Origin of the sequence: Haloarcula rubra, assembly GCF_019599465.1 — an archaeon.
Lineage (GTDB): Archaea > Halobacteriota > Halobacteria > Halobacteriales > Haloarculaceae > Haloarcula > Haloarcula rubra.
Window position 1 is genome coordinate 208,857 of record NZ_RKLR01000005.1, and the last position, 13,862, is coordinate 222,718.

The window sequence follows — 13,862 nt, forward strand, 5'->3', positions numbered from 1 at the left end:
GGATGCGGGCCCGCCTGCAGCGACAGCCCGTCGTGCCGGTCGGTGTCCGACGACTTCTGACGAGCGGTTTCAGCCACGCTCGTAGCACTCTCGTGCGTTTCGGAGTGCCGTCGTCGAGCCGGTGGCCGGTACACGATAAACTTCTATCCGCGATACAGAATCCCTTCTCGCGGACCGCCCCGGACCTGCGACCCGACTGTAACAGAAGGCGTTTCGGCGTCCCGCCCGTACGCTCGGTCGATGGACGCAGGTCGGCGGGTCGCACTGGCGGTGCTCGGCGTCGCGTCGCTGGTGACGTACGCCGCGGCGGCGGTGGTCGGGTATCGGGTCCTCCGTGCGGTGTGGGCGTCACGGCCGTCACCGGTGGTACTGGCCGGGGCGCTCGTCGGGACGGCGGTCGTCCTCGGACTGCTGAGCTACTGGTCCGGGACGACGCGGCTGAAACGGTCACTCGACGCGGTGGTCCTTCCGCGGGCGCGCGCCCCCGAGACGTACCGTCGGTTCGACGCCCTCACCGAACGGATGAACGCGGGGACGCCGACGCTACTGGTCGCTCGGTTGCCGGTCCCCAACGCCTTCGCAGTCGGCGGGTTCGGGGCGGCCGTCGTCGTCGACCGACGGCTGTTCGCCTATCTCTCGACCGACGAGATGGAGACGTTGCTGGCCCACGAACTCGCCCATCTGGAGCGCCGCGACGCGCTGGTCCAGACACTCGCCTACAGCCTCACACAGGGGCTCGTCGCCGTCGTCGGCGTGGTGCTGTTCCCCGTGGTCGTCCTGACCGGCGGCCTCGCGCGGGCGTGGGCGCTGGTCCGTGGCGACCCCGCTAGCTGGTCCCGGTCGTGGCTCGCCCGGACCCAGCGCACCGCACTCCGAGTTGTCGCGCTGTTGGGACTGGCGGTGACGCTGGGCGTGCTGGCGTACTCCAGACGACGGGAGTGGGCGGCCGACGACCGGGCCGTCGAGGTGACCGGGAAACCGCTGGCGCTCGCCCGCGCGCTCCGGACGATAGAGCGCGTCTCGGCCCCGGGTCTGGGACCGTTGACGCCGCTGTACGTCCACGGCGACGAGGACGGGCCGCTGTCGGACCTCCTGTCGACGCACCCGCCGATGGACGACCGGGTGGAGCGCCTCGTCGAGCGGGCTCGGTCACGGCAGTCGCTCGGGCCGCGACGGCCCTGATTACCCCGAGAGGAGGTCCGACAGCGTCCGTCGGAGGTCCGCACTCCCCGGACTCTGTGGCACCTGTGCGAGGACGTCCCGCCGGAGGCCCGACAGCGCCTCGTCGACGCCGAGCGTGTCCAGCCGATGACCGTGTTTCAGCGCGACCCGCGGCGAGACGTCGAACAGGAGGTCCTGCTTGCCGATGGTCGAGTGCGTGATGGCGAGCGTCTCGACGGCGTTCTCGACGAACCGGGCGCGGGCGTCGGGGTCGCCGACGCCGTCGAGGGACGCGACCAGCAGGCCTTCGAGACGGTCGGTGCGGTCCTGTAACGCCGGCGGTGCGTCGAGGACGGTGGTGCCGTCCGGCTGTTCCGGGGTCATGCTGTCGCGGGGCGCGTACGAGAGGACGGCGCCGCTGACCGGTTCCGTGGCGTCGGGGAGCGGCGACGTCAGGCGCTTCGAGGGCCGCGTGTCGGTGAACACGACGAGGGCGTTGGCCGGGTCCCCCGACACCGGGTCGCCGTCGCCCGTCGACTCGGGTGGCTGGTCGTACCCTCGCCGGAGCGCCTCGCGGAGCGTCCCCGGAATCGGACCAGTGTCGCCGCGGAGTTCGACGTGGACGACCACCGGGCCGTCGGCGCTCCGGTCGATGACGCGCCACAGCGTCGCCACGCCGTCGCGGGCGAGCGCAGAGAGTCGGACGCACGGGCAGTCGCGGTCGGCGGCGAGCAGTCTCGCGAGCGTGATGCCGCGCCAGCCCGTGAGGTCGGGGACGTAGAACCACGGGACGGCGTGAACGGGGCCGACGGTCGGGTCGCCGGCACCGGGGCCGAAGCGGTCGGGGACCGAGGCGAGGTAGGCGTCGAGCGTCCGGCGTTCGGGGGCGAAGTAGTCGCCGACGGCGGCCGGGAGCGTCGTGTCGAGGTGGCAGTGCTGTGGAACCGGAGCCATGTGTCCACGTATCGGACCGGCGGGTGGAAAACGGTGGCTCTAGTGGACCTGCCGTGTCTCTGCGTCGTAGTCGACGAGGTCGGTGGCGGCCAACCGGGGGAGGTGGTTGTGGTGGAGTGCGATGGCCGCGCGTTCGACGGCCGCCGAGTCGGCCGTCTCCCGTTCAGATTCACGGGCCGCGACTTCCGTCGCTAGTTCGTCGAGGTGGACCGGGCCGACCCGGTCAGAGAGCACCTCGAGAGCGATGCGACGACGCTCGTCTGTCAGGAGTCGGTGACGGTCGCTCTCGGTCAGTTCGACCGTTCCGGCGAGGTCACCGTCGGAGTCGCTGAGTATCTGAGTCATGGGTCGTAGCGCCAATCCGGTCGGATGGAGGCGTACACGGTGCAACGAACTATGCGGGCGTAAGCGTGGCCTAGAAGATTTTAGGTCGGTACTGACGATAGCGCGCGATTCCGACGGCGAGCGGCGCCGTCTCGCCCGCGAACGTTCACACACGGCGACAGAACGCGGACACCGACCGGCGGGACGGGACGACGACTCCGCCGGCGGAGGGTATAATTGGGTAGCGCTGTTACCCGGGTCCATGGCTGGACAGTCGCTGACCGAGAGTCTCCGGGAGACGCTGGCGTTGTTCGACGGGACGGGGACGCCGTTGACGACCACGGAAGCGGCCGACCGCCTCGACCTCGGTCGGCGGAGTACCTACGACCGCCTCGACCGACTCGTCGACCGCGGTCGGCTCGACACGAAGAAGGTCGGAGCGAGCGCGCGAGTCTGGTGGCGGCCGCCGTCGGACGACCCCGTCGACGAGACGGACGCGGCACGCGTGTTAGAGACGGCGCCCGTCGGACTGGTCGCCGTCGCCGCCGACGGGACCGTCGACCGGGTGAACTCGCGTGCGCGGGCCACGCTCGACGTCGACGAGTCGGCCGAGTCGGCGGCGACGGACCTGCGGTTCTACGACGAGGACGGCGACCCCGTCCCGCCGGCAGACCACCCCGTTCGGACGGTCCTCGACGACGACACGCCCGTCAGCGACCGGTTACTCGAGCACGAGACGCCGGACGGGACCCGCCGGTGGGTCCGGGTCAGTGCGTCGCCGAGAGCCGACGGCGGCGCGGTCCTCGCCTGTACGGACGTGACCACCCTGCGGCAGACACAGAGCGAACTCGAACGGGAGCGCGAACAGTTCGCGGACGAACTGCGGGAGATGGTCGACCGAATCGACGACGCCTTCTTCGCGCTGGACGAGTCGTGGCAGTTCACGCAGGTCAACGACCGGGCCGCGACGCTGTTGGACAGCCCGGCCGACGAGTTGGTCGGCGAGCGCGTCTGGGAAGTGTTCCCGGAAGCGGCCGACTCCCGGTTCCAGACCGAGTACGAACTGGCATTCGAGACGCAGGAGTCCCGGTCGTTCGAGGCGTACTACCCGCCGCTCGCGACGTGGTTCGAGGTCACCGCCTACCCGTCCGAGACCGGTCTCTCGGTGTACTTCCGCGACGTCACCGACCGCAGGAGACGCGAACGAGAACTGGAACTGTACGAGGCCATCGTCGAGACCGTCGACGACGGCATCTACGCGGTGGACGACGACGGGGAGTTCGTCCTCGTCAACGAGCAGTTCTGTGACCTGACGGGCTACGAGGAGGCCGAACTCCTCGGGGCGGACGCGACGACGGTCCACAGCGAGGCGATTTCACAGCGAGCCCGGACGATGGCCAGCGAGGTCGTCTCGGACGACCGGGACGTCGCGCAACTCGAACTCGACGTCCGGACGAGTGACGGCGGCGCCGTCCCCTGTGAGGCTCGCTTCTCGCCGTTCCCCGTCGACGACGGGGTCGGCCGCTGTGGCGTCGTCCGGGACGTCTCCGACCGGCTCGAACGGGAGGCCGAACTCGAGCGGCGAGTCCACCAGCAGGAGGTCGTGACCGACCTCGGCCAGCGAGCGCTCGCCGACCGGAACGTGGACACTCTGATGCGGACGGCGACCGAACTCGTCGCCGAGACGCTCGACAACGAGTACTGCAAGGTACTGGACCTCGACCCGGCGACCGACGAACTGCTGCTCAGAGAGGGCGTCGGCTGGGACGACGGACTGGTGGGGTCGGCGACGGTGTCCGCCGTCGCCAACGACTCGCAGGCGTCCTACACGCTGGCGTCGTCCGCCCCCGTCGTCGTCGAGGACCTGACGACGGAACGGCGCTTCAGCGGCCCCGACCTGCTGACGGACCACGACGTCCGGAGCGGTATCAGCGTCATCATCGGGCCGCGGGACGACCCGTGGGGGATTCTCGGGACCCACGACACCGCCGACACGACGTTCACCGAGCACGACGTCAACTTCGTCCAGTCGGTCGCGACCATCCTCGCCTCGGCCATCGCGCGCCGCGACGACGAACGGGAACTGGTCGACCGGCGGGCGGAACTGCGCCGGCGCGAGCGAACGCTACGGCGCGCCCACGAGATTATCGCCGACTCGGACCGGTCGGTCGAGGAGCAGATCGAGTCGCTCCTCGGCGTCGTCCGCGAGACCGTCGGCACGCCGTACGCGTCCCTGTCACACGTGCAGGGCTCCGACTACGTCTTCGAGTCGGTCGACGCACCGGCCGACGCGGACCTCGGAGCGGGGGACGTCGTGCCGCTCTCGTACACGAACTGTGACCGGGTCGTCTCGACGGCGGAGACGCTCGTGCTCGAAGACGTCGAGCGGGACGCGCCCGAACTGGCCGACAAGGCCGGGAACGCGGAGTGGGGCATCTCCTGTTACCTCGGTGCGCCGGTCACCGTCGACGACGCCGTCTACGGCACCTTCTGTTTCTACGGCATGGAGCCCCGGACGGAGGAGTTCTCCGACTGGGAAGTCGCGCTGGTCGACCTGCTCAGCAACTGGGTGGGTAGCGAACTCGAACGCCAGCAGCACGTCGAACTCCTCTCGGCGCTCAACGGCCTCAACGAGGTGTTCAACGAGATTACCACGGCGGTCGTCGAGCAGTCGACCCGCGAGGAGATAGAGGAGACGGTGTGTCACCACCTCGCGAACTCGGCGTCCTACCAGTTCGCCTGGGTCGGCGAGGGTGACAGCGGCTCACAGCGGGTCGTCCCGCGGGCCGAAGCCGGTGCCGAAGACTACCTCGACGGGCTCGAGATATCCGTCGACCCGGACGACGAACGGGGCGGAGGGCCGACCGGCGAAGCCATCCGGACGGGCGAGATACAGACGGTCGGCGACGTCAGGACGGCGGACGACTACGAGTGCTGGCGGGACCGGGCCGAAGCGCACGGCGTCCGGGCGTCGGCCGCCGTCCCCATCGTCCACGAAGACACGGTGTACGGTGTGTTGAACCTCTACACCGGCCGAGAGAACGCCTTCGAGGGACGGGAGCGCGTGGTCGTCGAGCAACTCGGTGAGGTCGTCGGCCACGCTATCGCCGCCACACAGCGGAAACAGGCGCTGATGAGCGACGAAGTCGTCGAACTGCAGTTCCACATCCCCGACGTCTTCGAGACGCTCGACGTCGACGCCGGGACCTGTGGCACCGTCACGCTCGACCACGCGATTCCCGTCACCGACGACGAGTACGTCGTCTACGGGTCGGCGACGCCGGACGCCGTCGAGAGCGTCCACGCCATCACCGACGCCATCCCACACTGGGAGTCGGTGACCTTCCGGGACGACGGGACCGATTTCGAGGCTCGGCTCTCGGAACCCCCGGTGCTGTCGGTCGTCGCCTCCGTCGGCGGGTTCGTCGAGTCGGCCGTCGTCGAGGACGGTGACTACCGGATGACGATTCGCGTCTCGCCGACCGTGGACACACGCCGGATAATCGACGTCGTCACCGACGCCTATCCCGGGGCGCAACTCCTCAAGCGTCGACAGCGGACCCGAGACGACGACGACCGCCTCCAGCGGGAACTGACCGAGGCACTCACCGACCGCCAGCTAGCCGCCCTCGAAGCCGCCTACCACGGCGGGTTCTTCGAGTGGCCGCGGGACGTCTCCGGGCAGGACGTGGCGGACTCGCTGGACATCGCCGCGTCGACGTTCCACCAGCACCTCCGGAAAGCGGAGCGCAAGGCGTTCGACTACATCCTCTCGTCGGCGATGCCGGCGAGCACGTGACGGGAACCCCTGCTCGCACGGCCACGGCGCCCCGTCGACGGTGGCTATCGCTCACCGGCGACGGGGGCTAGAGAGATAGGCCCGGCTCACTTCCACGTGGAGACCAAACGCTAGATACATGAGTATCGATCAGGAGCAATCGCCGCTCCGTCTCCTCTACGTCGGGTCCGGGTCGCTGTGGTCGGACGAGTCGGCGTCGCTACTCGCGGACGCCGGCGAGTCGCAGACCGAACTCACGGTGGAGACGGCCGCGGCGGCGCTCGAACTGGTCGAACAGCAGTCGCTGGCGGCCGTCGTGGCGCGGTACGACCTGCCGGACGGCGACGGCGTCTCGTTTCTCTCGGACTGTCTCGACGCCCAACCGGGGCTGGTCACGATTCTGGTCGCCGGACAGAGTTCCCAGTCGCTCATCGACCGGACGTTCGAGGCCGGCATCGACGAGTTCGTCCACGACACTGGCCCGGAGAAGCGTCGGCTCCTCGACCACCACCTGCGGTCCTATCTCGGTGCCGGCGAGACGACGCGCGACACCGAGGACAGCGGGCGGTTGCTGGGCCGCCTGCAGTCGGAGACGACCCTCGGCGAGGAGCGGAGCCTCACCGACCGCATCCTCGAGACCAGTCCGGTCGGCATCGTCATCGTCGACGCCGACGACACCGTCCGCTACATCAACGACCGGGCGGCCGACATGCTCGGTATCGACGGGTACGACGGCCCGCTCGTGGAGACGGCACTGGACGTCGACGTGCTGTCGTTCGACGGTGACGTCGAGGGCGACGACCGGCGACCACACCAGCGCGTCGTCGAGGACGGCGTGACGGTCCGCGGCGAGGCACGCGTCGCCGTCGACGGGCAGACCCGGTGGCTCTCGGTCGCCGGGGCGCCGCTCTACGACGCGGACGGGGCGGTGAGTTCGTCGGTGTTCTCGCTGGAGGACGTCACCGACCAGAAACAGCGCGAGCGCCGCCTCCAGCGACAGGAGGCCGTGATGCAGATCGTCGACGACGGCCTGTACGCCGTGGACGACGAGGGGCGGTTCGTCGCCGTCAACGACGCCTACACCGACCTCGTGGGGTACGACCGCGAGACACTGCTGGGTCGCCCGGCCAGCGAGTTCTTCGAGACGCGCCTCGTCGAACAGGCCGACGACCTCCAGTCACACATCGAGTCGGACGGCCGCGAGAGCGTCACGCTCGAAGCCGTCCTGACCACCGCGTCGGGCGAGCAGGTGCCGGTGGAGGCCCGCATCTCCCTGTTCGAACTCGACGACGGACGCCACGGCCGGGCCGGCGTCGTCCGGGACATCAGCGACCGCAAACGTCGCGCGGAACGGCTCGCCAGCCTCAACGAGGTCGGACAGGCGCTGACGACCGCCGAGACGGCCGAGGCGGTGGCCGACATCGTCGTCGAGGGGGCACGGGAGATACTGGCCCTCCCGCTGACCGCCGTCGAGTACCACGACGAGGCGACCGGACGGCTACGCCCGGCCCGGCGGACGGCGGCGCTGGAGTCGCTCGTCGGCGACGGACCGCTGTTCACCTCCGAGTGGGGGTGCCCGTGGCAGGTCTACGCCGAGAGCGAGGGGCGCGTCCTCGACGATTTGAGCGAGACGGCGATGGACGCCGACGAGACACCACTGGAGAGCGCGATTCTGCTCCCGATGGGCACCCACGGCGTCTTCGTCGCCGGGGCGACCGAGCCCCACGCCTTCGACGACACCGACGTGATGGTCGCGGAGATTCTCGTCGCGAACGCCGTGGCCGCCCTCGACCGGGTCGACCGGGAACGGGAACTGCGGGCGACGACGGCCGAACTGGCCGACCACAACGAGTCGCTCCACCACCTCAACCGCCTCAACGACATCATCCGGAGCCTCACGCGGGACCTCACACAGGCGTCGACGCGTGCGGACGTCGAGACGGCCGTCTGCGAGCGACTCGCCGACGCCGACCCGTACGTCTTCGCGTGGGTCGGCGAACAGCGGGCGAGCAGCGACGACGTCTCCGTGCGCGCGAGTTCGGGCGACGACGACGGCTATCTGGACTGGCTCGCCGACGCAGAGCGACCCGCGACCGGCGAGACGCCGACCGAACGAGCCATCAGTACCCGCGAACCGGTGGTCCAGAACAGCCTCCACGCCGACCCGCCGCTGGCGCCGTGGCAGACACAGGCTCTCAGACGCGGCTTCGACGCCAGCATCGCCGTGCCACTGACCTTCCGCGAGACGGTGTACGGCGTCCTGCACCTCTACGCCGACGAGGCCGGCGTGTTCGACGAGATGGAGCGGGCGGTGCTGGGCGAACTCGGGGGGATGGTCGGGTACGCCATCAACGCCATCGAGCGGAAGAAGGCGCTGGTCAGCGACGCCGCCGTCGAACTCACCTTCAGCGTCGACGACCCCTCGATTCCGCCGTTCGAGTTCGCCGCCCAGACCGGCAGCGAGTTCGAGTTCGACGAACTCGTCCAGCACAGCGACGGGACCGTCCGGGTGTTCTTCACCGTCAGCGGGGCCGACCCGGACGCAGTCTACCGGTACAGCGAACGGATACCGTCCATCCACCAGCTCTCGTTGCTCACCGAACGCGAGGACACGTGTCGCTTCGAGGCGCTGGTGGGTGACTCCGGGTTCCTCGCCGACCTCGTCTCCTACGGCGCACACCCGACGGCGATGACCGCCAGCGCCGACGGTGGTCGAGTGAGCGTCGAGTTGCCCCAGAGCGGCGACGTGCAGGCGTTCGTCCGGATGTTCCTGGAGCGGTACGAGGGAAGCGAACTGGTCGCCAAGACCGAGCGGGAACGCTCCGTCCAGACGCCGGCCGAGTTCGAGGCGAACTACCGGGACCGACTCACCGAACGCCAGCGGGAGGTGCTGGAGACGGCCTACTTCAGCGGGTTCTTCGAGTGGCCCAGAGACGTCAGCGGGCAGGAGTTGGCGGCGATGCTCGACGTCTCCCAACCGACCGTCAGCCGGCACATCCGGACCGGCGAACGCGAACTGTTCGGCCTGATATTCGACGACGAGGAGACGCGGGGCTAGCTATCTAGCACCCGTCCGGCGTTCGGTAGTATACTCTTATCGAGAGCGGCTATGCGGGTAGGACGCGTCTACTACAGTATGAACTGTCCCACGCCCTCATCGACCGCCAACGACGCCGACGCGCTGGTCGTCGCTATCACCGAAGCGATAGCCGCGAAACGCGGCGTCGACCCGATAGACCTCCCCCCGTTGAACGACTACGTCGACGTCGACGCCCTCGCGTCGCTGTTCCCCGCAGGAACCGATAGCCGAGCGACACACGGCCACGTTCGCTTCGAGACGGCGAACTACGAGGTGTCCGTCTATCACGACGGGACGTTCGACGTCAGACCGCTGGACGACCCCGTCTCGGGCGCCGCGTACCGGGAGCGACGATAGCCGATGATGGCGAACAGTGACGCGCCCGAACCGCCGGATTTGGACCGGTATCGCGCCATCGAGTACCGGAGCGAGAACGGTCTGGTGACCATCATCCAGGACACCGAGAACGAGGCGGCGTGGGTGCAGTCGGACGTCAGAGAGGAAGTCCGTCGGTAACCGACACCAGCGGTGCCGCCCTCGGAGTGACACGATAGCCACACTGCCGATTCGATATAGCGTAAAAGAGTTTATCGGCCGACCGGAGAGCGGGGTCGCCGAATCGGCACCCGTCGACAGAAGCGTGCTTTACCGCCCCGAGACGGCCGATTCGACGTGAGACGCGACGGCGTCGGGGTTCTCTCGCGGCGCCCAGTGCGCACAGTCGTCGAGGACGTGGAGTTCGGCCCCGGGGATGGCGTCGGCGGCGCGTTCGGCCCAGTCGACGGGGAACAACTCGTCGTGGGCACCGTGGAGCAAGCGAGTGGGGACACCCACGTCCCCGTACCGGTCGGTGAACGTCGTCCGGTAGCCGTGACGGGTCACCTCGGCGTCGCGGAACCGCCGGAACGCCGCCCCTGCGGTCGGCCGCTGGACCTCCTCGTAGACGGCGTCGACGGCGGCCTCGGGGAGCGCATCGAGGTCGTGGACGATACCGTCGAGGCTGGCCCGCGTGAGGCGACGGCTCCGCCGGAAGGCCGCGATGGCGAGGCGGTTGCACACCTGCACCCGCGCGAGGAGAAGCGAGAGGCGGCCGTTGGGCAGGTCCCGCCCGAGGCCGAACGGGTCGATGGGGACCAGCGTCTCGACGAGGTCCGGCCGGTCCAACGCGAGTTGGATGGCGACCCCGCCGCCCAGCGAGAGGCCGACCAGCGTCACCGGGCCGCAGTCCAGCGAGTCGAGCAGCCCCGCGACTATCTCGGCGTGGCGCGGAATCGAGTAGGTGTCCTCGGCCAGTTCGCTCTCGCCGTAGCCGAGCAGGTCCGGCGCGACGACCCGGTGCTCGGGCGTGAGGCGGTCGACCACCGGCGGCCACGAGACGTGTGCCGCGTCGATGATACCCCCGTGTAAGAGGACGACGGGTCGGCCGTCGCCGGCCGTTCGGTAGTGGATGCGCGCGCCGTCGACCGTGAGCGTCTCGTCGGCGATCATGCCCGGTGGTCGACGGCCACCCACTGAAGGGTTTCGTCGATGCGACCGACGACGGCGGTTTCGGGAACGCTCGGGCGTTTTCGTAGCGGATTCTGTATCCCGGGGTAGACAGCCGATAAATCGCACTTCGCTATACGAAATGTGCTATTCGACGCTTCGACCGTGGCGTCGGACCGAGGCCGAATGGCAGGAGTACCGTCGGGAGCGGCGTCGAGGGCGAAGTGCGCGAGCGGTCACTCGCCGGCCGTGCCGGACGCCGCCTCGATTTCGCGTGCGCGTTCGAGGACGAGGGCGTCGTCGACGTGGTCCAACAGTCGCCGCTGACCGCGTTCGGTCCGTGCCGCTATCTCCGCCTCGGAGACGTACGTCGCCAATCGACGGTCGATGGCCTCCGCCCGGAGTTCGACACGTCGCTCGTCGGCGAGGCCGTGGTCCTCGGGGAGGCGGCGGTCGAACCACTCGCGCCACCGGTCTCGGTCGTCCCACTCCTCGTCACGCGCGCTCTCGGGGCGGACCCAGTCGTAGTGGTCCGCGACGGCGTCCGGGTAGCCACGCTCACGACGGGCGTGCGCGACGAGTTCGAGTGCGGTGCGGGCCCCGCGCCCGGCGGCGACGATGGCCTGCCGGTCCGTCTCGTGGGACGGCGAGGCGACGTACAGGCCCTCGACGGGCGTCGTGCCGTCGTGGTCGGCGTACGAACGGTCGAAGCGCTCGCGTTCCTCGCCGTCGTACTCGTGGCGCTCGAACATCGCGCCGTCGTCGAGCGGACGGAGGTACGCGCCGTCGTACCGGGTCGCGGCGAGGACGTACCGCGTCGTGACCGCGTGGCCGTCCTGTGTCCGGACGACGAACCCGTCGCCACCGTCTGCGCGCTCGACAGACGAGACGAGGTCCGGGACGACCGTCCCACCCGCCTCCTCGACGTGGTCGTGCATCAGTGCGTACAGCGTCTCGACGTCGACGCCGGCGGGGAACCCGAGATAGTTCTCCAGATAGGCACACTGCTTGAGCGAGGACCGCCCGCGGTCGAAGACCACCGTATCAAGCCCGTCGCGAGCCAGAAAGACCGCGGCCGAACAGCCGGCCGGGCCGCCGCCGACCACGACGACGTCGCGGTCGTAGTCACTCACGGTGGGTCACCTCGTCCCGTCGAACCGCTCTCAGGTTGCCTTCCATACGGGGGACACCCGGCTACCCGAACATACCGTTTGTGATTTTTTGGCCGCCCTAAAACGCGTCGTAGAGGACTGCGACGGACGGCCGACACCGAGACGGCGACGGTCAGCCCCGTGAGTCGGTGCCCGTCACCGACAGGACGGCGTCGGTGATGCCGTCGGCTCTGTCGACGAGGACGCTCCCGACGACGCTCATCACGAGGACGTAGCCGACGGCGAACGCGGGGATGACGGAGCCGAGTCTGCCGGTGCCGATGCTGGCCGCGAGTGCGACGAGGACCAGCGAGAACTCCCCGCGCGGAACCAGTCCGAGGCCGACGCGGAGCGAGCGGCGCTGGTCCAGCCCGTACACCCGACCCGAGAGGGTCCCGCTGAGGAGTTTCCCGGCCGTCGTCGCCACCACGGCCACCGCGAGGAGGCCGGCGACGCCCGCGAGCAACGTCACGTCCGTCGAGAGCCCGATGGCGAAGAAGAAGACGGCGGCGAAGAGGTCCCGGGCCGGCGCGACGATGTGTTCGATGCGCTCGACGTGGGTCGTCTGACTGAGGCCGGTGCCGAGGAAGAAGGCGGCGACGGCCTCGCTGACGCCCAGTGCCAGCGCCGCCCCGGCGACGACGGTGGTCAGCCCGACGACTCGCAGGACGAACTGTTCGTCCGACCCGGTCTTGAAGAAGCGCTCGAACCACCCGGCGCCGTACCACGCGACGACCGACAGGCCCCCGAGGAAGAGGAAGGCGACGCCGACGGAGGTGGCCGCCGCTCGCAGACCGCCGCCGCCGGTGATGGCCGCCAGCAGGGCGAGGTAGACGGCGATGAGGATGTCCTCGAACACGAGGGTCCCGAGGATGGGACTGGACTCCTCGTTGGCTATCCACCCCGTCTCGATGAGCGACTTCGTGACGACGGCCGACGAGGAGATGTAGACGATGCCCGCGAGGAACAGCGTCTCGACGAGCGTCCACCCGAAGGCGAGGCCGATGGCCGCGCCGATGCCGAAGTTGACGACGAAGTCCAGCACACCGACGGCGGATATCTTCCGGCGGTCCCGGAGCAACTGGTCGACACTGAACTCCAAGCCGAGAAAGAACAGCAGGAAGACGACGCCCAGTTCCGCCAGTACGTCGATGACCTCCCCTTCGTTGACGAGGGCGACGGGGACGCCGAACAGCGCCGTCGGTGCGTTCGGCCCCAACAGGACGCCGACGAGGATGTACGCCGGGATGACCGAGAGGCCGATACGCCCCGCCAGCATGCCCGCGAGGGCGACGCCGGTGACGGCGATACCGACTTCCAGCAGTAACTCAGCCATCGTCGTCGGGGGCCACCAAATCTTCGAGTGCCGACTGCTCGTCGCGGGTCCCTAGCGTCACGAGGATGTCGCCCGGGGTGATGGTGTCCTCTGGGTCCGGGTTCGGGAGCGTCGTCCCGTCGCGCTGGATGGCGATGATTGACGCCCCGGTCCGCTGTCGGACCTTCGCGTCGGCCAGCGTCTGGCCCGCGAGCGGCGAGTCAGACTCGACGTCGACCCACTCGATGATGGCGTCGCCCAGCGGCACGTCCACCGAGTCCGTCTCGACTGGCTGGAAGTACGCGCCTTGCAGAATCGCCCCCACCTCGCGGGCCTGTCGACCGCCGAGCGTGAAGAGGCGGTCGGCGTCGACGTCCGGCCCGTCCTTGTGGAACACTTCGCGTTTCCCGTCGTGGTGGATGACGATGACGAGTCGTTCGTCGCCGTCGAGTTCGACCTCGAACTTCTTGCCGACGCCGGGAACGTCTGTCTCGTAGACGGTCATACCGGTGTAACCACCCCGAACGAGATAAGCGTCGGGCCGCGAGGCGGGTGACCACAAGCTATTAGTGGTCGCGTTCCATCGTCAAGACAACAATAGTTTGGCTAAATCAA

Annotated in this window: 11 protein-coding genes; 5 read left to right on the forward strand and 6 right to left on the reverse strand. The window is 69.1% G+C overall.

All coding sequences use genetic code 11. The annotated features are described in order from the left end of the window. The first annotated feature begins 240 nt into the window (after positions 1-240). Positions 241-1,182 (forward strand): M48 family metallopeptidase, encoded by a 942-nt coding sequence (locus tag EGH21_RS14410; protein WP_220619186.1) that lies wholly within the window; start codon positions 241-243, stop codon positions 1,180-1,182. On the opposite strand, the gene EGH21_RS14415 is transcribed toward EGH21_RS14410, so the two are convergent. Then, a complete protein-coding gene (locus tag EGH21_RS14415; RefSeq protein ID WP_220619187.1) occupies positions 1,183-2,115 on the reverse strand; it encodes a hypothetical protein in 933 nt (310 codons plus the stop codon). It lies immediately after the preceding gene. 39 nt (positions 2,116-2,154) lie between these two features. Next, on the reverse strand, positions 2,155-2,460 hold the full coding sequence (locus EGH21_RS14420) for a DUF7344 domain-containing protein (protein ID WP_220619188.1): 306 nt from the start codon (positions 2,458-2,460) through the stop codon (positions 2,155-2,157). A 241-nt stretch (positions 2,461-2,701) separates the two neighbouring features. On the opposite strand from EGH21_RS14420, the gene EGH21_RS14425 reads away from it, so the two are divergent. The 4 genes from EGH21_RS14425 (at position 2,702) to EGH21_RS14440 (ending at position 9,812) form a co-directional block, all read left to right on the forward strand. Then, complete coding sequence (locus EGH21_RS14425; RefSeq protein ID WP_220619189.1) at positions 2,702-6,238, forward strand: GAF domain-containing protein; 3,537 nt, start codon at positions 2,702-2,704, stop codon at positions 6,236-6,238. A gap of 118 nt (positions 6,239-6,356) precedes the next feature. Beyond that, positions 6,357-9,275 carry a bacterio-opsin activator domain-containing protein gene (locus EGH21_RS14430; RefSeq protein WP_220619190.1) on the forward strand — a complete coding sequence of 973 codons (2,919 nt, stop codon included), beginning with the start codon at positions 6,357-6,359 and terminating at the stop codon, positions 9,273-9,275. A 78-nt stretch (positions 9,276-9,353) separates the two neighbouring features. Beyond that, positions 9,354-9,653: a HalOD1 output domain-containing protein gene (locus EGH21_RS14435; protein ID WP_220619191.1), complete on the forward strand. Its 300-nt coding sequence runs from the start codon at positions 9,354-9,356 to the stop codon at positions 9,651-9,653. A 3-nt stretch (positions 9,654-9,656) separates the two neighbouring features. Then, the gene (locus EGH21_RS14440; protein WP_220619234.1) at positions 9,657-9,812 is read left to right on the forward strand and encodes a hypothetical protein; all 156 of its coding nucleotides are present in this window, start codon (positions 9,657-9,659) and stop codon (positions 9,810-9,812) included. A 129-nt stretch (positions 9,813-9,941) separates the two neighbouring features. Here EGH21_RS14440 and EGH21_RS14445 read toward each other — a convergent pair whose 3' ends face one another. The 4 genes from EGH21_RS14445 to EGH21_RS14460 all read right to left on the reverse strand — a co-directional run bounded on the left by EGH21_RS14445 (position 9,942) and on the right by EGH21_RS14460 (position 13,752). After that, positions 9,942-10,784 (reverse strand): alpha/beta fold hydrolase, encoded by an 843-nt coding sequence (locus tag EGH21_RS14445; protein WP_220619192.1) that lies wholly within the window; start codon positions 10,782-10,784, stop codon positions 9,942-9,944. Positions 10,785-11,017: 233 nt separating this feature from the next. Further along, on the reverse strand, positions 11,018-11,914 hold the full coding sequence (locus EGH21_RS14450) for an FAD-dependent oxidoreductase (RefSeq protein ID WP_220619193.1): 897 nt from the start codon (positions 11,912-11,914) through the stop codon (positions 11,018-11,020). 151 nt (positions 11,915-12,065) lie between these two features. Further along, positions 12,066-13,268: a cation:proton antiporter gene (locus tag EGH21_RS14455; protein WP_220619194.1), complete on the reverse strand. Its 1,203-nt coding sequence runs from the start codon at positions 13,266-13,268 to the stop codon at positions 12,066-12,068. Continuing rightward, entirely contained in the window at positions 13,261-13,752 is a 492-nt protein-coding gene (locus EGH21_RS14460; RefSeq protein WP_220619195.1) for a cation:proton antiporter regulatory subunit, read from the reverse strand. The genes EGH21_RS14455 and EGH21_RS14460 overlap by 8 nt, the downstream gene beginning before the upstream one ends. Positions 13,753-13,862: the final 110 nt, after the last annotated feature.

What these genes read in the sequence shown, in the direction of transcription:
- EGH21_RS14410 (WP_220619186.1), top strand. Translation starts at nt 241, where the DNA reads ATGGACGCAGGTCGGCGGGTCGCACTGGCGGTGCTCGGCGTCGCGTCG.
- EGH21_RS14415 (WP_220619187.1), bottom strand. Translation starts at nt 2,115, where the DNA reads ATGGCTCCGGTTCCACAGCACTGCCACCTCGACACGACGCTCCCGGCC.
- EGH21_RS14420 (WP_220619188.1), bottom strand. Translation starts at nt 2,460, where the DNA reads ATGACTCAGATACTCAGCGACTCCGACGGTGACCTCGCCGGAACGGTC.
- EGH21_RS14425 (WP_220619189.1), top strand. Translation starts at nt 2,702, where the DNA reads ATGGCTGGACAGTCGCTGACCGAGAGTCTCCGGGAGACGCTGGCGTTG.
- EGH21_RS14430 (WP_220619190.1), top strand. Translation starts at nt 6,357, where the DNA reads ATGAGTATCGATCAGGAGCAATCGCCGCTCCGTCTCCTCTACGTCGGG.
- EGH21_RS14435 (WP_220619191.1), top strand. Translation starts at nt 9,354, where the DNA reads ATGAACTGTCCCACGCCCTCATCGACCGCCAACGACGCCGACGCGCTG.
- EGH21_RS14440 (WP_220619234.1), top strand. Translation starts at nt 9,657, where the DNA reads ATGATGGCGAACAGTGACGCGCCCGAACCGCCGGATTTGGACCGGTAT.
- EGH21_RS14445 (WP_220619192.1), bottom strand. Translation starts at nt 10,784, where the DNA reads ATGATCGCCGACGAGACGCTCACGGTCGACGGCGCGCGCATCCACTAC.
- EGH21_RS14455 (WP_220619194.1), bottom strand. Translation starts at nt 13,268, where the DNA reads ATGGCTGAGTTACTGCTGGAAGTCGGTATCGCCGTCACCGGCGTCGCC.
- EGH21_RS14460 (WP_220619195.1), bottom strand. Translation starts at nt 13,752, where the DNA reads ATGACCGTCTACGAGACAGACGTTCCCGGCGTCGGCAAGAAGTTCGAG.